This window comes from Streptomyces sp. NPDC085946 (assembly GCF_044540485.1).
Taxonomy (GTDB): Bacteria; Actinomycetota; Actinomycetes; order Streptomycetales; family Streptomycetaceae; genus Streptomyces.
This window is the reverse complement of sequence record NZ_JBITSF010000014.1, coordinates 104,136-122,755: the sequence shown is the minus strand read 5'-3', so window position 1 is coordinate 122,755 and position 18,620 is coordinate 104,136. Positions and strand designations below refer to the sequence as shown.

Annotated in this window: 7 protein-coding genes; 5 read left to right on the top strand and 2 right to left on the bottom strand. The window is 73.1% G+C overall.

Translation table 11 applies throughout. From position 1 onward, the window contains the following. Window positions 1-110 precede the first annotated feature (110 nt). Complete coding sequence (locus tag ACIF8T_RS26010; protein WP_400038501.1) at window positions 111-521, bottom strand: DUF6193 family natural product biosynthesis protein; 411 nt, start codon at window positions 519-521, stop codon at window positions 111-113. 177 nt (window positions 522-698) lie between these two features. On the opposite strand from ACIF8T_RS26010, the gene ACIF8T_RS26005 reads away from it, so the two are divergent. Next, window positions 699-1,994, top strand: coding sequence for an MFS transporter (locus tag ACIF8T_RS26005; protein ID WP_400038500.1), 1,296 nt, complete (start codon window positions 699-701; stop codon window positions 1,992-1,994). After that, a complete protein-coding gene (locus ACIF8T_RS26000; protein WP_400038499.1) occupies window positions 1,954-12,858 on the top strand; it encodes an amino acid adenylation domain-containing protein in 10,905 nt (3,634 codons plus the stop codon). The genes ACIF8T_RS26005 and ACIF8T_RS26000 overlap by 41 nt, the downstream gene beginning before the upstream one ends. A gap of 119 nt (window positions 12,859-12,977) precedes the next feature. Here ACIF8T_RS26000 and ACIF8T_RS25995 read toward each other — a convergent pair whose 3' ends face one another. After that, window positions 12,978-13,946, bottom strand: a complete 969-nt coding sequence (locus ACIF8T_RS25995) for an AraC family transcriptional regulator (protein ID WP_400038498.1) — start codon at window positions 13,944-13,946, stop codon at window positions 12,978-12,980. A gap of 47 nt (window positions 13,947-13,993) precedes the next feature. Here ACIF8T_RS25995 and ACIF8T_RS25990 point away from each other — a divergent pair, with 47 nt between their 5' ends. The 3 genes from ACIF8T_RS25990 to ACIF8T_RS25980 all read left to right on the top strand — a co-directional run bounded on the left by ACIF8T_RS25990 (window position 13,994) and on the right by ACIF8T_RS25980 (window position 17,539). Next, window positions 13,994-14,731, top strand: a complete 738-nt coding sequence (locus ACIF8T_RS25990; RefSeq protein WP_400038497.1) for an NAD(P)H oxidoreductase — start codon at window positions 13,994-13,996, stop codon at window positions 14,729-14,731. Window positions 14,732-15,520: 789 nt separating this feature from the next. Next, window positions 15,521-15,865, top strand: a complete 345-nt coding sequence (locus ACIF8T_RS25985; RefSeq protein WP_400038496.1) for a hypothetical protein — start codon at window positions 15,521-15,523, stop codon at window positions 15,863-15,865. A gap of 552 nt (window positions 15,866-16,417) precedes the next feature. Continuing rightward, on the top strand, window positions 16,418-17,539 hold the full coding sequence (locus ACIF8T_RS25980; RefSeq protein WP_400038495.1) for a PP2C family protein-serine/threonine phosphatase: 1,122 nt from the start codon (window positions 16,418-16,420) through the stop codon (window positions 17,537-17,539). The last annotated feature ends 1,081 nt before the right edge of the window (window positions 17,540-18,620 follow it).

Sequence of the window (18,620 nt, the reverse complement as noted above, 5' to 3'; positions counted from 1 at the left end):
GATCGCCTCGAGCGCCATCGGGCCGTGGCCACGAGATGCGACAAGCTCGCCGTCCGCTGCGAGGCGACGGTGCCGGTGGCGGTCCTCAATGAGTGGCCATGACAGCGTGACTACCTCGGGGGCAGATTGCTCACGACGAGCGCGGTGGCTTCCGCAGGCGTCGCGGCCTCGCCCAGGAGGGCGGCGTAGCCGGCTGCGTAGACCTGGTACGGCGGCCCGCCGTAGACGATGAACGGAATGTCGTCGTGATCTGATCCGCTCCAGGGCGGGGCGCCGCGCAGGAAGTGCAGCGTGCCGTGTGTCGGGAAAGGGTAGAGGCCGCGCAGGCGTGGCTCGGCGTGGGCGGCCTCGACGACGGCAGGCAGCGGTTCATGCGTGGCGCCCCGCGTGCCCGACCCGCGTTCCAAAAGCCAGCGCCAGGCGGTCGCGATGTCAGGGGCTTCGGGCATGAGGACATTTTCGAAAATCTTGGCGGCGGCCACAAGCTGATCGGCCGCCGACGGCCACGACTCTCCCGACATGCCCTAGTCGTACAGCTGGACTTCGGCATTTCTCCTGCTCGGCGACCTGACGGTGGAGAGTGTGGTGAGGGTGCGGCATGCGCGGGGCGGTCTTGAGCCGGCTGTCCCACCACCGCGTGCCCACGCCGTGTGCGAGGACGACGCTCCGAGGGATGCGCGATGGGGAGGGCGGGAGACATGACCGGACGGTTCCGTGTGCTCGTATGCGCTCACGCGTTCTCCACCTTCGGCAACTACCTGAATCTGATCGCGCTCAGCCTCTTGTCCTACGAGGTCACCGGTACCGCCTTCGGTGTCGGCGCGGTGATGGCGCTGAGGCTGTTCTCCGGGTTCGCGGCGGGGCTCGCCGCCGGGGCACTGCTGGCCGGATCGACCCGCCGCAGGACCATGGTCCGCACGGATGTCGCCCAGGCGGCCGCGATGACCGCTCTGGCACTCGGCACCACCCACACCCCGTTCTGGCTGTTGGCCGTGGTGGTCGTGACCCTGGGAGCGGGGAACACCCTGTTCACCGTGGCCCTGCGCAGTGCCGTTCCGGTCATGGTCGGCCAGGAGGCCCGTGCCCGGGCGAACGGCCTGCTGGTCACGGCGCGCTCCTTGGCCATGGTGCTGGGCTTCGCCTCGGCGGCTCCCCTCATTGCGTCCGGTGGATACGCCCTCGCGTTCGGCTGCAACGCCGCGAGTTTCGCCGTGTCCGCCACTGCCCTGCTGACGGTGCGGCCCCGTACGGACGAGGAACCGCCTACGACCGACGGACGGTGGCGCGACGGCGACGACCGGCCCGCGCCGGCGCGCGGCGCGCGCCGCGCGCGCACCACGGCAGGTCTGCCCGCTCTCATGCTCGGCATGATTCTGCTCAGGGGCGGTGATGCCATGGCATCCTCCTCGCACAACGTCGCCCTGCCCGTGGTCGCACACGTCACCGCTCCGGACCAGCCCGCCATGTTCATGGCCCGGTTCTGGGCGGTGTGGGCGGTGGGGACGGTCCTCGCGCACCTGGTGCTCAGGCGGGGGCGGGGCGAAGCGGCGTGGGGTGTGCGGGCGTTCGCCCTCGGCACCTGTGCGATGTCGCTCTCGTTCACCGCGGCATTCCTGGGACTGCCTGCCGTCGTGCTGACTGTTGCGGTCCTGGCGGCGGGGTTCGCGGACGGCTGGACCGAGATCGTCTACACCTCTCGCCTCCAGGCGGCCCCCGACCGGCAGCGCAGCAGGCTCTTCGGCCTGTCCGCCACGGCGGAGCAGTCGGGATTCGCGCTGGGCGCAGTGGCCGCCGCGGCCGCGCTGGAGGCACTGCCCGCCCCTGTCGTCGTGGGCGCCTTCCACGGTGCGGCCGCATGCGGGGCGCTCGTCCTGCTGCTGCTCACCTTCGGTCGGCGCGGCACGAACCGGTCATGGTCGACCACCACACCTGGTGAAGAGGGAGAAGAGCCACGTGGAAAGTTTACGGGGACAAGCGTTCTGCCGGGGCCCTGAACCGGAGCGGACCGGGAACGACGCGCGCGATGCCGTGGAAGCACTGTTCCGCGCCGCTCGGTCCTCCTCCGGCGGAGCCGTCGTCACCGTCGCCGCGGACGGCACGACGACCGCTCAGTCGTATCCCGAACTGCTCGACCGGTCCCGGCGATTGCTCACCGGCCTGCGGGAACACGGCCTGCGGGCAGGGGACGTCGTCGTGCTGTGCGGACTGCCGCTGGCCGAGTTCTTCCCCGCTTTCTGGGCCTGCGTGCTCGGCGGCGCCTGCCCCGTGGCCGTCGCGGAGCATCCCGGGCCCGGCTCTCCCGCCCTCGAACGCCTGATGGGAGCCCACCGGTTGCTCGATCACCCCTTGGTGCTCAGCGACGCGGCCGGCGCGGCGGCGCTCGCGGAAACCGCGCCCGAGGCGCGGGTCGTGATCGCGCGGGACTGCCTGAACGCGCCCCCGGCGGACGACTGCGCCGAACCCGAGGGAACCGACACGGCTCTGCTGATGCTGTCCTCCGGCAGCACCGGCGTGCCCAAGGCCGCGCGGTTGACGCACGCGGGTCTGGCGGACTTCGCAGCGAGCAGCCGGCGGATCCTGGACGTGCGACCGGACGACACGATGGTGAACTGGCTGCCGGTGGACCACAGCGGCGCCTTCCTGCTGTACCACCTGCTCGCGGTCTTCACCCGCTGCACCAATGTCCACACCGTGACCGAAAGGGTCCTGGCCGACCCTCTGCACTGGCTCGACCTGCTCGACCAGTACCGGGCGCAGCACAGCTGGGCGCCGACCTTCGCCTACCGGCTCGTCGCGGACGCGCTCGCCGAACGACCGGCCGGGAGCCGGGACCTCACCGCCCTGAAGACCCTGCTCTGCGGGGGTGAGCGGATCGTGCTGCCGGTGCTGCGCCGTTTCCTCGACGCCACGGCACCGCACGGGATCCGTGCAGAGCACATCGTCCCGGCATGGGGGATGGCCGAGACGGTCACAGCCGTCACCTACGGCCGTCTCGACCGGCCGGGCACCGTGCACCGCTTGCTCAAGAGCAGTCTGGGCGGAGACCTCGTCCGGTGCGACGAGCGGACGCCGGAGGAGGAGTGCGTCACGTTCGTCGCCTCCGGCTCACCGGCGCACGGTGTCACCCTGCGCGTCGTCGACGAGAGCGGCCACCCCGTCCCCGGGGGCAGGATCGGCCGCCTCCAGGTCCATTCGCCCGCGCGGCTCACTCCCGGGTACGTGAACAACCCGGAGGCGGACACGGCCGCCTTCCCCGCCGGGCGGGACTGGCTGGACACCGGAGATCTGGCCTTCCTCGACGGCGACCAGGTCGTCATCACCGGCCGCCGCAAGGACATGATCATCCTCAACGGGCACAACGTCTACTGTCACGAGGTGGAGGAGGCCGCCGCCACCGTCGGCGGCGTCCGGCCGGGCGAGGTGGCCGCCTGCGGCGTCCCGCACCCGGACCTGGGAACCGAGGAACTGGCCGTGTTCCTCGTCAGCCACGGCGACGCCGGTGAGGACGCGCGGATCGCGCGCGAGGTGAGGGCTGCCCTGTTCGCACGGCTCGGGCTCACCGTCGCTCGTCTGCTCTCCGTCCCGCGCGACGAGTTCCCGAGGACGCCCGCGGGAAAGGTACGCCGCACCGAACTCCGGGACCGCCTGGTGGACGGCGGGTTCGACACGGCCGTGGCTCCGCGGTCACGGTCCCGGACGGGTCCCGGTGCGGTGGCCCGGGTGGTGCGGGAGGAACTCGGCGCCGTGCTGGGACGCCCGGTCGACGCCGACCTGCCGTTCTACGAGCTCGGCCTGACCTCCGTCCTCCTCGCGCGCCTGAAGGTCCGGCTGGAGGAGCGGCTCGGGACACCCCTCGCCCAGACCGCGTTCTTCGAACACCCGACGGTCACCACGCTCGCCGCGCACCTGTCCGGCATCGGCGCGCTCGCCGCGGAGGGGACGCGGGAGCAACGCGTGCGCGACGGCATCGCCCGGCCGGACACCGACGCCGGGAGTACGGGCTCCGCGACCGTGGCGGACGTGACGGAGGAGGGCGCCGCCGACCTGCGCGTCGCCGTCATCGGACTGTCGCTGCGCTTCCCCGGCGCGGACTCGGCCGCGTCGTTCTGGGCGAACCTGCGCGACGGCGTGGAGAGCGTGCGGGTCCTCGGCGAGGAGGAGCTCGCCGCGGCGGGCCTCACGCCCGAGCAGCGGCGCGCTCCCGAACTCGTGCCCGTCGCCGGAACCCTCGACGGAGTCGAGGACTTCGACGCGGACTTCTTCGGCATGAGCCCCAGGGAGGCCGGGTTCACGCACCCCGCGCACCGGCTGTTCCTGGAATGCTGCCACCAGGCCTTGGAGGAGGGCGGGTACGCGTCCACCGAACCAGGCACCAGGATCGGCGTGTTCGCGGGTTCCGGCATGAACCTGTACGACCATCAGCAACCGCCCACGACCGGTACGCGGCACGAGTGGTCCGGGCCGGACGACGCGACGGATCCCGCCACCGGCATGCTGACGGCCATCGGACGGCAGCCGGACTTCCTCGCCACCCGGGTCGCCTACCGTCTCGGCCTCACGGGACCGGCCATCGGCGTGCAGACCGCCTGTTCCACCTCACTGGTCGCCGTGCACCTCGCGGTCCAGGCGCTCCTGAGCGGCGACGCGGACATGGCGCTGGCGGGAGCCGCCGCCGTGCACCTGCCCCAGGGGACCGGCTACCGCAGCCACGCCGGGTCGATCCTGTCGCCCACCGGACGCTGCCGGGCCTTCGACGCGGAGGCCGACGGCACCGTCGGCGGCAACGGCGTGGCCGCCGTCCTGCTCAAGCGGCTCGACCGGGCGCTGGCCGACGGTGACACCGTGCACGCGGTGATCCTGGGCTCCGCGGTCAACAACGACGGCGCGGGCAAGGTCGGCTTCGGCGCACCGGGTGTCGCCGGGCAGGTCGACGTCGTACGTCAGGCTCTGCGTCGGGCTCACGTGCCCGCGGAGACGATCTCGTACGTGGAGGCGCACGGCACCGGTACCCGGCTCGGCGATCCCGTGGAACTGGAGGCCCTCGGCCGCGCGCTCGGCGAGGAAACCGGACGCACGGGTTTCTGCGCCGTCGGTTCGGTGAAGCCGAACATCGGGCACCTCGACAGCTGCGCCGGCATGGCCGGACTGATCAAGACGGTCCTCATGCTGCGTCACCGGACCGTGGTGCCGACCCCGCACCTGGCCCGCCCCAATCCCGAACTCCGCTTGGAAGGCGGCCCGTTGACACTGGCCACCGAACTGAGGCCGTGGGAGGTGCCGGACGGGATGCCGCGCCGGGCCGGGGTCAGCGCGCTCGGCGTCGGCGGCACCAACGCCCACGTGATACTGGAGGAGGCCCCGCCCGTGCCCCCCGCGTCCGGGCCCGGACCGGAACTGCCCGTGCTGGTGCCGGTGTCGGCCCGTGACACCGAGGCCCTGACCGAACTCACCGCCAGGCTCCACGACCGGCTGCGAGAGCGGCCGGAGCTCTCCGCCGTCGACATCGCCACCACCCTGGCGCTCGGCAGGCCGCACCATGCGGTACGTACCGCGGTCGTCGGCCGCACCGCCGAGGAACTGGCCCGCGCCCTGGAGGAGCCGCGACCCGGGCCGGACGCTCCTCTCGGGGCGCTCGCCTTCGCCTTCCCCGGACAGGGCAGCGCACGCGGTGGCATGGCGGACGGCCTGTACGCCGCCCATCCCACGGCCCGGCGCACCCTGGAGCGGTGCGCGGAGGTCTTCGCCGACGAGTTCGGCGCCGATCTGCCGCTCCTGACCGGCGGAGGCACGGCGGACGGTGGGATCTGGCCCACGGAGACGGCCCAGGCGGCCCTGTTCGCCCACCAGGCGGCACTCGCCGACGTGTGGCGTGCCGCCGGTGTCCACCCGGCCCTGCTCCTGGGCCACAGCATCGGCGAGTACGCGGCGCTGTACGCGGCCGGGGCCATGACGCTGGAGGACGGGCTGCGGCTGACCGCGTGGCGGGGACGGCTGATGCACACGGCCTGCCGGCCCGGCGGCATGCTCGCCGTCCGGGCCGACACGGACACCGCGCAGCGCATCGCCCGGCTCGCCGGTGCCGAAGTGGCCGCGGTCAACGGCCCGAGGGCCCAGGTGATCGCCGGTCCGCGGCGGGCCGTCCAGGAGGCGGCGCGCCTGCTGGACCAGGAGCGCCTGCGGTGGCGGGCCCTGCCCGTCGACCGCGCCTTCCACACGGCCGCGATCGAACCGGCGCTGGACGCGTTCCGGGACCGCGTGGAAGAGGTGACCTTCCGCCCGCTGCGCACCACCGTGGTGACCACGTCCGACGGCGAGGTCCGCCCCGCGGGCTGGACCGTCGACGCCGACCACCTCTGCCGTCAGGCACGGCGCCCGGTCCGGTTCGACCTGGCCATGGCCGCGGCCGTCCGGCAGGGGTGCGAGGACTTCGTGGAGATCGGGGCGGGAAGCGCCCTCACCGGTCTCGGACGGCACTGCGTACCCGCGAGCCGCTGGCTGAGCGGGCAGGGCGAGGGCGACCGGATCGAACAGGTCCGCGGCCTGCTGACCTCTCTGGGATCGCTCTATCGCCGGGGTGCCGCGCTGGAGTGGTCCGCGGTCAACGTCCGCGGGGGCCGGGTGCCGCTGCCGGGTCATCCGATGCGCCGGGTGCCGGTGACGCCCCGGGACGCGTCCGTCCCGGAGGCCGCCGCGCAGGCGGGCACGAGCGCGGCGCACGACGGACTGACGGACGGGATGAGGAAGCTGACGGCCGCCAAGCTGGGCCTGCGCACAGCGGACGTGGCGCCCGACAGCTCGTTCTTCGAACTGGGAGCGGACTCCCTGACGCTCATGGGCATGACGACCGAACTCGAGCGGGAGTACGGTGTCCGTGTCCCGGTCCGGGAACTGTTCGGCTCGGCCGACACCCCGCGCGGGCTGGCCGAATGCGTGAGCCGGCTCAGGGGCGACCGCCCGGAGGCCCCGAGCGGGGTGCGGGACGCGGAAGCGGAGCACACCGTGGCGCCGGAGCCGGAGCCGGCACCGCCACAGCCGTCCCCGGCAGCCGTCGAGCCCTCGGGACTCCACGCCCTCCTCGGGCAGCAGCTCGGGCTCGTGGAGAAGCTCGCCGACCAGGTGAGCGAGGTGATCGCCCGCCAGCTCGACGTTCTCGCCGCCGCTTCCGCGGCCCCTGCCGCTACGGCCCCGGCACCGGGTGCCGCTCCGGTCCCGGCGGACGTTCCGACGCACACCTCGGCACGCGGGGGGATGCCCGCCGCGGACCCGTCGCCCGCGCCGCTCCGGCCGGCGGCTGCGACGCCGGCCCGGCGCACCGTGCCGGAACCTCCCGCTCCCGTCCCGGCACCCGCCGCCGAGTGCGGGATCAGCCTCTACTTCTTCGGTGACTATCCCGAGGACGCCACCCACGACGCATACGCGCTGATCATGGACGCGGCGGAGTTCGCCGACCGCCACGGCTTTCACGCCCTGTGGTTCCCGGAGCGCCACTTCAGCTCCTTCGGCGCGCTCTTCCCCAACCCCTCCGTGCTCGCCGCCGCGCTCGCGGCACGGACCAGCCGCATCCGGCTGCACGCGGGATCCGTCGTCCTTCCCCTGCACCATCCGGTGCGGGTCGCGGAGGAGTGGTCGGTCGTCGACAACATCTCCGGAGGCCGGGCGGGCCTGTGCGTGGCGAGCGGCTGGCACGCCACGGACTTCGCGCTCGCCCCGCAGCACTTCGGCCGGCACCGCGAGGTGATGTACGAACAGCTGGCGACCGTACGGGCCCTGTGGTCGGGGCAGCCGCTGAAGACGGTCGCGGGCGACGGCGAACCCGTCGACATACGGCTGCACCCGCGTCCCGTACAGCAGCAGCTCCCCCTGTACGTGGCCGTGGTGGGCAATCCGGACAGCTACCGCCGGGCGGCCGCCGAGGACCTCGGCGTGGTCACCAACTTGATGGCGCAGACGGTGGAGCAGCTGGCGGAGAACATCGCACTCTACCGGCGCGTCCGCGCGGAGCACGGCCTCGATCCGGCGGCAGGACGCGTCGTGGTCCTGGTGCACACGTATCTCGGCCAGGACGCGGAGCAGGCCCGGGCCGAGGCGTACCGGCCGTTCGTGTCGTACCTGAGGTCCTCGATCTCCCTCTTCGACCAGGTGACGAACAGCCTCGGCTTCGAGGTGGACCTGAGGAACACCCCCGAGGAGGATGTCGAGTTCCTGCTCGGCCGCGCCTACGAGCGCTATTGCGCCTCGCGCGCCCTGATCGGCGACGAGCACACGGCCGCCGGGATGGTGGATCGCCTGACAGCCGCCGGAGCGGACGAGATCGCCTGTTTCGTGGACTTCGGCGTGCCGAAGGAGAAGGTCATGGCCGCCCTGCCGGTACTCGACCGCGTCCGCCGTCGTGTGCGGGGGGAGCCGGACGGGAGGTCCGCGCCCGTGCCGCGGCGCGAGCCGCTGTCACCCGCGCAACGCCGCATCTGGTTCCTGGAGCAGCTGCACCCGGGCACCGGCATGTACCACGAGCCCAAGGCCGTTCGCCTGGACGGGCCATTGGACGTGGAGGCGCTGCGCAAAGCGCTTCAGAGCGTTGCCGACCGGCACGAGGCGCTGCGGACCGTCTTCCGGCAGCACGACGGTGTCCCCTACCGGGAGGTTCTCGACCGGGTGTGCGTCGACTGCCCCGTCGACGACCTCACCGGGGTGCCGGAGGAGGACGCGCTGCGAACCGTCCTGGAGACCGGGGGGCGGCAGATCTTCGACCTGGGCGGCGGACCGCTGGTCTCCGCCCGCCTGCTGCGCCTGTCGGAGGAGCGGCACCTGCTGTTTCTGCTGGCGCATCACATCGTCTTCGACTCCGCGTCCACGGCCGTACTGGTCCGCGACCTCGCCGCCTGCTACCGCTTCTGGTCACGCGGCGAGCCCGCGCCGCCTCCGCTGCCCGGGTCCCCCGGCCCCGGCACACCGGATCCGGCCCGGGTCACCGAGTCCCTGGCGTACTGGCGGCGCACGCTGAGCGGTGCTCCCGACCTCCGGCTGCCCACCGACCGGCCGCGCCCGCCGGTCAGGACGGGCGAGGGCGCCAGCCTGACCCATGAGCTGGACGGCGAACTCATCGGCCGGCTGCGGACGTTCGCGGCGAGCCGTCGCGCCACCCTCTTCATGACGCTGACCGGGGCCGTCGCAGCCGTGCTCGGCCGGTTCGCCGGACAGAGCGACCTGGTCGTCGGCACGGCGGTCGCCGCCCGGCCCGCGGGCGCCGAGGACCTGGTCGGCCTCTACCTCGACACGGTGCCCGTGCGCCTGGACCTCAGCGGTGATCCGGACTTCCCCACCCTGCTGCGCCGGGTGCGGGACAGCAGCGCCGCGGCGTACGAACACGGCGATGTCCCCTTCGACGACCTGGTCGCCGCGGTCAACCCCCGGCGCGACGCGAGCCGCAACCCGCTCTTCCAAGTGATGGTGGAGTACGAGAACGAAAGCCGGGTGGACTTCGATCCGCCGCGGCTCTCGGCCGCCCTCCTGGACATGCCGAGCGCCCGTGCGCCCTTCGACCTCAGCATCTACCTGACACACCATCAGGAAGGCGTGCGGTTCATGGTCGAGTACGACACCGCGCTCTTCGACGAGAGCACCGTGCGCCGGTTCGTGGACTACGTCGAGCAGGTGCTGCGCCGCGCACTCGACACGCCCTCCGCTCCGCTGGGGGAACTGACCGCGGTCACGGACGCCGACCGGGTGGCCCTCGTACGGCTGGGGCGTCTGGACGAGCCGCGGCCCGCGGCCGACGACACCCTGCACGGACTGTTCCGTGAGCAAACCCGCCGCACCCCGGCCGCCGCCGCCCTGATACACACCGAAGGCGTCCAGACCTACGCCGAGTTGGAGGCCCGGGCGGGCGAGCTCGCCCGGCGGATGCGCTCCGGCGGGGCGGGGCGGGGCGAGCGCGTCGCGGTCCTGCTGCCGCGCGGCCCGGAGCTGATCGCCGGCCTCCTCGGGGTGCTCATGAGCGGCGCCGCCTACGTACCGCTCGACCCGTCCCTGCCCACCCCGCGGCTCGCCGCGCTCCTCGACGACAGCGCGCCGCTCCTCCTGCTGGCGTGCGGAGCAAGCCTCGCCGACCACCCCGAACTCGCGACCCGCCTGCCCGTCCAGCTGACCGACGGGCCGGGCGACCCGCCTGCCGGAGAGGTTCCGGACGGCGGGGCGGGGCCCGACGACCCCGCGTACTGCATCTACACCTCCGGATCCACCGGTCGCCCCAAGGGCGTCGTGGTGCCCCACCGGGGCCCGGCCCATCTCGTGCGGCAGCACGTGCAGCGGCATTCCGCGCTCCGCACCCTGCAGTGGACCTCCCCGGCCTTCGACGTCAGCGTGCAGGAGATCTTCACGACGCTCGCCTCGGGAGCGGCTCTCGTGCTCATCGCCGACGAGGTACGGCACGACGTGACGGCTGTCGCGAAGGTGGTGCGGGAGCACGGCGTGGAGCGCATGTTCATGCCGTACACGCCCCTGTCCTACCTGATGGACTCCGTTCCCGAGATGCCGTCCCTACGGGAGCTGTTCTCCGCCGGCGAGGCCCTGCGGCTCACCGACGGGTTCCGCCGTTTCCTGAGCTCGCACCCGGAATGCGTCCTGTACAACCAGTACGGCCCCACGGAGGCCTCCGTCATCGTCACCTCGCACCGCGTCGACCCCGGCGACGGCGACCGTCCCCCGATCGGCACGCCGGTGCCCGGCGCACGGATCCTGCTGCTGGACGACCACGGACGTCAGGTGCCCGTCGGGGCCGTCGGCGAGATACACGTGGGCGGTGTCCCCGTGGCGCACGGCTACCACGGCCGGCCGAAGGAGACGGCTGCCGCGTTCCTCGCCGACGGTTCGGGGTCGGTGCTGTACCGCACGGGCGACCTGGGACGCTGGTGCACGGACGGCACCCTCCGGTACGACGGCCGTACCGACGACGAGGTCAAGATCAGGGGGCACCGGGTCCAGCCCGCCGAGAGCCGTGCCGCGCTGACCGCGCTCCCCGGCGTCCGTGACGCAGCTGTCGTACCCCGCCGCGACCGCCACGGCGAATGGGAACTCGTCGCCTACGTGGTCCCCGCCGCCGCCGAAGACGATCTCGCCCCCCTGCGCGCCGCGCTGGCCGCGGAACTCCCCGGTCATCTGGTGCCGAGCCACTGGGTGCGTCTGGACCGTCTTCCGGTGGCCGCCTCCGGCAAACTGGACCGGCAACGCCTGCCGGAACCCGGCGAGGACGGGGCCCGGCCGGCGGACGCCGAGCCCGTCACACCGCTGGAAAAGGAACTCCACGCTCTGTGGTGCGACGAACTCGGCCTCAGCCGGGTTCCGGTGACCCGCTCCTTCTTCGAAATGGGCGGCCACTCCCTGAGCGCGATCCGACTGGTGAACCACATGGCGGCGAAGCTGAAGCGGGCCCTGCCCATGGCCGAGTTCTTCCGCGCCCCCACCGTCCAGGGCATCGCGGCATGGTTCGAACAGCCCGACGCAGCGGTACCCGGGCCCCCCGCACCAGGCCCCGCGACCGGAAGCGTGCGGGATGTCGTGCCGATGACGTCCGCTCTGCGCAGACTCTGGCGCCGTCACCACCGGCATTCCGGCTCCGCCGTCTACAACGTCGCCCATCGCGTCGACCTCCACGGCGCCCTCGCCCCGGACGATCTCCGGCACGCCCTGGCCGATCTGGTGGCGCGCCACGACGCACTCCGCAGCCGGGCGGTGCGGCGGGACGGCGAGTATCTCGTCGAGGTGCTCGCTCACGTGCCCGTGGAGCTGCCCGTCAGCGACCTGTCCGCGCAGGCCGAGGACGAGGCCGCCCTGGAACGCTGGTGCCGGGAGCAGGCCTCTCGCCCGTTCGCGATGGACCGCGCCCCGCTGTTCCGTTTCCGGCTGGCCCGGCTCCGCCCGGACCGCTGGACGCTGGTCACCGTCCTGCACCACGCGGTGTGCGACGGCTGGTCCATGGGGATCATCTGGCGTGAGCTCCAGGAGCTGTACAACGCGCGCCGCCACGGCACCGGTGTCCCGCTTCCGCCGCCTTCGGCGCAGTTCACGGACTTCGCCCGCGCCGAGCACGGCCTCGGCGACGGACGCCGAGCGGAACTGGAGCGGTTCTGGCGTACGGAACTCGACGGGGTCCCCCTCACACTGGACCTGCCGCATGACCGGCCCCGGCCTCCCGTCCTGTCGGGCCGGGGGGCCCTGCGCACATGGACCGTCGACGCCTCCCTGACCGGGCGGATCAACCGGACCGCCGGCCGGTTGGGCACCACACCGTACTTCGTCCTCGCCGCGGGATTCGCCACCTGGGCCGCCCGGTGCCAGGGCAGGCCCGCCGACCTCGTGCTGGCCGCGTCCAGCGCCAACCGGCTGGGCCCCGAACGCGCCGACTCGGTCGGGCTGCTGGGCGATGCCGTCCTGGTGCGGGCCCGGCTCGAACAGGCGGACACCTTCACCGACCTGGTGCAGCAGCTCGGCGCCACGCTCTTCGCGGCGCTCGACCATCAGGAACTGCCGCTCACCGAGGTGGCCGACCTGGTCGCGCCCGGCACCTCGGAAGGGCTGTTCCCCAACGTGCTGTTCACCGTGGTCACCACACCACCGCCCGCCCTGGATCTGCACGCGGTGTCGGCCACGGTGCGCGACCTGCCCACCACGGGGGTGGCCCGCAACGAGTTGTACGTCGTCCTGGTCCCGCGGGACGACGTCATCACGGTGTCGTTCGAATACTCCACGGACCTGTTCGAGCACGCGACCATCGAGGCCTGGGCCGGGGAATTCATTCGACTGCTCGACGAGTTGACACAGGACCCCCTGGTACCGCTGTCGGATCTGCTGCGCCGCTGCTGAGCCTTTCGGGTTGCCGTCGGCGGTGACGGTCATGATCCTCTCGGTGTGCCGGAGGCGACGGTGCGGCGGGTTCCCGAGCGGCACGGCTGGTCCGCGGAGCAGCCGTGCCGCGCCGTCGGCTACCTCGGCCGGGGAGAACCCGGACCCGCCGAAGCCGCAGCGGCGCGGAACATGCTGGGGCTCAGGCCCTTGTGGCGTTTGAACGCGGCGCTGAAACCGAAGGCGTCGGCATAGCCGACGGACCTGGCGATCTGGGCGATGCCGAGGTCGGTGTCGGTCAGAAGCGCCGCGGCCTCGTCCAAGCGGCATTCGGTGAGGTAGGCGAGGGGCGGACGGCCCATCAGCTGGGTGAAGCGCTTGGCGAACAACGCCCGGGAGACGCCGGAGCGGGCGGCCAGGGAGGCCACCGTCCACGCTTGGGCGGGCCGGTCGTGGAAGGACCGCAGGGCGGGGGCGAGGACCGGGTCGGCGAGGCCCCGGTACCAGCCGGGCGCGTCGGCGCCCGCCTTGTCGAACCAGGTGCGCAGCGTGCACACCAGGGCCCAGTCGAGGAGCCGGTCCATCAGCGCCTGCGAACCGGCCGAGTGACGGGCGGCGTCGGCGGCGGCCGCCTCCAGCCAGGCACAGACCTCGGCGTCCTCCTCGACCACCAGGACGGGTGGCAGGGCCCGCAGGAGTCGCTCGTGGCGGTGGCCCGAGGCGCGGTAGGCGCCCACGATCAGCGCGGTCGCCTCCTTCGAGTCGGTTCCCCAGTGGATGCCGCCGAGTTCCTGGGCGGTGCATTCCTCGTTCGCGGTGAAGCAGGAGATCTCGTACGCGGCATGCGGGTTGTCGACAGTGGCGGGACGGTCCGCGAGGTGGAACGGTTCGGGGCCGCGCACGACGGCGGTGTCGCCCGCACCGACCGCTCGTTCGGTTCCGTCGGGCAGCAGCAGGGTGCCGCCACCACGCAGCACGCTGATCATGGTGAGCGGCGCGGCGTCGGCGAAGCGGATGGCCCAGGGCACCGTCAGTACGGCGTGACTGACGACCGACCCCTCGGCCCGGATGCCGCTCAGCAGCGAACTCAGAGGATCCACGGAAGACACCGTAGACGATCTCCTATGTTCCGGAGCGTTTCTCCCATGGATCATCCATGCCGTCCCGGCTGTACTGGACGCATCGAACCGATCGAGACCAGCCGGGAGACGCCGTGCCGCAGCAGGACAGCCGTGCCGGAACAGCCCTCGTCGTCGTTGCACACCACCGCCCCGATTCCCTCACCGCGCACACGGCCCGCCGTGCCGCCGCCCGGCTCGAAACCGCCGGCTACCGCGTCGACCTGCTCGACCTGCACGCCGAGGGGTTCGACCCGCGCATGAACGTGGCGGACCAGCCGGACTGGGGCGACAGGGAGAAGAGGTACTCGGACGAAGTGCACGCCCACATGCAGCGCGTCCTCGACGCCGAGGTCGTCGTCGCCGTCTTCCCGGTGTACTGGCAGAGCGTGCCCGCCCTCCTCAAGGGCTGGATCGACCGCGTATGGAACTACGGGTTCGCCTACGGCCGCAGCAGGCCCCGCCTGGCCGGCAAGCGCATCCTGTGGCTGGGCCTGGCCGGCGCCACCTCCGACGATCCCGTCGCGGAGGGGATGAAGACCGTCCTCGAGACCAATCTGAGCGAGGGCATCGCTTATTACTGCGGCTTCTCCCACTCCACCGTCGGCCTGCTCACCGACGCCGAAGAGCGCCCGCAGCGCATCGACACCGAGGGCAACCTCCTGGTCGGCGAAGCGGTCGCGGGCGCCGAGCGAGAGGCACAGTACGCGGCCTTCGACCGACGCGCACGGGAGTACGTGGAGAAGTTCCTCACCGAGGAGCTCGTGACGACCTGACCGTCAACGCCCGCGGAGCACAGGGCGGCGAAAAGGCGGCGGACCCCGTGAGGGCAGGTGCGGGTCGCCCGCCGGCGAGGACGAGGTGCCCGGTCGCGGTCCTTGTGCTCCCGCCGCGCCCGGTCCATTGCCGGCCGGAGTGGGGCTGGAGGGCGAGCGGCCGAACTCCTCAGGGCCACTCGCCCTCCATGAGGCGCTGCTGGGCCATCCTCGTCAGGAGCAGGTCTGCTCCCGGGGGAACGGCCGCCGAGCGGCGAACCACTGCACGGGGGTGGCAGCCAGGTACACGGCCGTCTCGGCCTCGCGCCGGGTCTCGAAGCGGGGCGGGGCCCGCGAGCCGTGCCGGGCGGTCCGGCCCTTCCGGAGGCGCGGCCTCGTCGCCCTGAAGCCCCGGCCCGACGCGCGCGTCGTCCACGCGGCGGGCGGAGGTGACCGCCGTGGAGACCACCGTCACGCTGCGGCGCCTGAAGTCCCTCACCCGGCCCCGGATTCGACGCGCGGGCGGACGGCGGCGCCACGACGGCCGGTGCTGACCCCTGGGGCAGCACCGGCCCTCTTCCCGCTGCGTGCCGCGCACCGCTCCGCCGCGTCCCAGCTCATGCCTCGCCACGATCCGCCGCTCCACGGCTTCTGCGATCTCGGGTCCACCCTCCTGCCGGGGGCAGCGGCCAGGTGGACGGCCGCCGTCCGCCGACAGCCCCGCAAAACCGTGGTGTGGGCCTGCCCCGGCGTCCACGCGCAACCGCGCCTCCCACGGCCTCGGCCTGCTCCCCCGCGGACACCGGAGGCATGGTCTTCGACCAGCTGCTCCCCGCGCCGGCGAGGATGGTCTTCCGGGAACACCGTCAGCAAGCAGTGTGCGATTGTTCGACCATGAGCAACGATTACGACCGTATCCGTACCGGCATAGAGTTCATGACCGCCTACGTGTCCGGCGACGAACTGTTGACGGCGTACCTTGCCGAGCGACGCCACGAGGATCCCGCAGCCGCGGAGAAGCTGATGGACGGCGTATCGGCTCTGTGCGCCCTGCTGCTGCACAAACTGGCCCGAGACACAGGGCAGACGGAACACGTCATCTTGCAGGAGCTGGCTCGGGGGACTCACCGGCATGAACAGCAGTCCGACGACTGATCGAGTCGTCGGGCCGGAGTGACCAGCGCTGCCCAGCAGGCGGAATACCGTGGCGCCTCAGGGTCACGCCGGCCGGAGCGCGGCCCCGCGCCGCAGGGTCTCCGGTCCGCCGGCCCGGGGACCCTCCAGCCCGTCGGAAGGTGGCGGCACGACGGCCTGTCGTGCGGGGACCGGATCCGCGCAGCCCGTGACGGTCGGGGTGCCACGTGGGGCGCGTGCCCGCCCGGGTGCTGTGCCGCCCCGCAGGCCGACGACGCACGGTGCAGCCCGGACGGCACCGTCCGGGCTCTTGGCTACCGGGCGGCCTCCGGGGCAGCGTCGCAAGGTCCCGGTACGTGTCGCGCGGAAAGGTGATCTGGGCCAAACTGACCTCGGACCGCGCCCAATAGCCGGACACGACCGATCTGGTCGACGAGATGGTCCGGTGACGCCGTGGGACGGCCCGGTGTCTCCGGCGGGGTGCGCACACCGCGCGCGGGAGGCGGTCGCGGTCTGCCGTGCTCACGGCCGACTGCGGAGGTGAGCGGCGTCATGAGGGTGTATCCAGATGTCATGAGGCTTCGACGACACACCGGCGGTCGCCGGTGGTGGGAGCCCTCCCAGGCGCTGCTCGCGGTCCCGCTCGGGCTCATCGTCGTCGTCACGGTGGTCGATGTCCTCGCGCCCCCGGAAGTCCACCTGGGTCCTTTCCTGGCCGCCGCGCCTGCCCTCACCGCCTCGTTCGCGGGACCGTGGACCACCGCATGCGTCGGCGCGCTCGCCGTCCTCGCCCAGGCGGTGGTCGCAGTCCTGCGCACCAGCCTGACCGACCTCAACCACAGCATGCAGATCACCGCACTGATCGTCATCTCCGCGTGCGTCACCTTCTTCGCCCACCTGCGCGAACGCCACCAGGCGGAGCTGACGCAACTGCGCTCGGTGGCCGAGGCCGCCCAGCAGGTCGTACTACGGCCGCTGCCGCATCTGATCGGCCCGCTGCGCGTCGCCTCCGTGTACCTGGCCGCCGAGGCCGAGGCACAGATCGGCGGCGACCTGTTCGCGGCCACCCGCACCGAGTGCGGGACCCGGTTCATCATCGGTGACGTCCGGGGCAAGGGCCTGGCGGCGATCGGGGACGCCGCCCTCCTCCTCGGTGCCTTCCGCGCCGCGGCCCACCGTCAGGCCGGTCTTCCCTCACTGGTCGCCTATCTGGAGGGGACCGTCTCCTCCGACCTGGACGACCCGTCGGCGGCCGGGTCCGGCAGGAGGGCGCACAGCGAGGCGTTCATCACCGCCGCCGTCCTGGAGGTGCCCGACGACACCCCGGACCTGCACCTGATCAACTGCGGCCATCCGCCGCCGCTGCTGCTGCGCCGGGGCCGGGTCACGGCCGTGGAGGTCCGTGACCCGGCGCCACCGCTGGGCCTCACCGAGTTCGCGGCCGCCCCGTTCGCGGCACAGACGTTCCCCTTCCTGCCCGGCGACACCCTGCTGCTGTACACGGACGGCGTCATCGAGGCACGGGACGCCTCCGGCGCCTTCTACCCGCTGGCCCTCCGGCTGGCCGCGCTCCCCGGGGACGGACCCGCCCACCTCCTGCACGAACTGCGCGCCGACCTCCTCGCCCACACGCAGGGCGGACACCTCGGCGACGACGCGGCCCTCGTGGCGATCGAGCGCCGGGCCGACGGGTAGGCCGCCGGCCCCGGGCGTCCCTCCCTGATCGACAGGACGGCGAAGCGTGCGGGCCGGCCGGGGAGACATCATGACGGCGTGGCGGACACGGTGAGAGCAGGCGGGCGGGGCGGGGTTCCCGCCCGGCGCGCCGGGACAGCCCGCGTGCGCCGGGCCCCGGCCAGTTGCCGCGCGCGGCCGGGCCGGCGTCCCGGGATGGTGTCGCCGGGGCACCGAGGAGAACCGGGCGCCGGTGGACCCGGCGGAAGCCGCACGGCCGCCGGCCGCCTTCAGGCAGGGGGCGAAACCGACAGCAAACCCTGTCAGGCCGTGCCGGCCGCGGCCGGCACGGCAGCGGCCGCGAGCGGGCCGGCCCCGGCGGCCAGGTGGTCGGACCGGCGTGTCATCGCTCGTCCCTCGTCGTTCCCGGCCGTGCGGCGCCGGCAGTCGCCGGTCAGCCGACGCCGTCGTCCGGGCGAGGTCCACCTTCGTCGGCTTCGAGCGGGGCCCGGCGCAGCCGTTCCGCCCGGGCGGCCGCTCGGCCGCGGACACTACTGCCGCGGCCCGAGGCAGCGCCCGGGCGTGACCGCGGCCCTCGGCGTCGCGCCAGAGGTCAGGAGCGGGACGGGTGAGCAGGCGGCGGATCAGGAGTGGGGCATCGGGGCCGCGTGGAGGGCCGGCGGCGCGTTCGGCTGCCTTGTCGGCATTGTCCTGGGTGGGGTGTGCTCGGCGCTGCGCCGGGCCGGGCGCAGCCGCACCTTCGAGTCCCGCAACGACCTCGGCAGGACCGTCCTGACTCCCCGTGGTCAGGACAAGCGGCCGGCGGGCTCGAGCGGTCATCGCCGAAGTCGGCGTGGACCTGTCCCGGAGTGCGCTGGTCGCGGCCTTGCGCGGACGGTGGCTGAGTGCGCGGGCGGTGGCGTCCGGGGCGGCCGGCCGAACGTGCGGGGGCGTGTCTTCGAATGGGGTGGGCGTCGCCACCGCAGCCAGTCGGTGTTCTTACGAGGGCTTCGCCGTCGAGGGCCGCGTGGACGACAGAGGTGGATCGGCGTGGCGGTCCCGGTGCCGCTGGTCCGGTCTCGCCTCCGGCACGTAAAGCCAT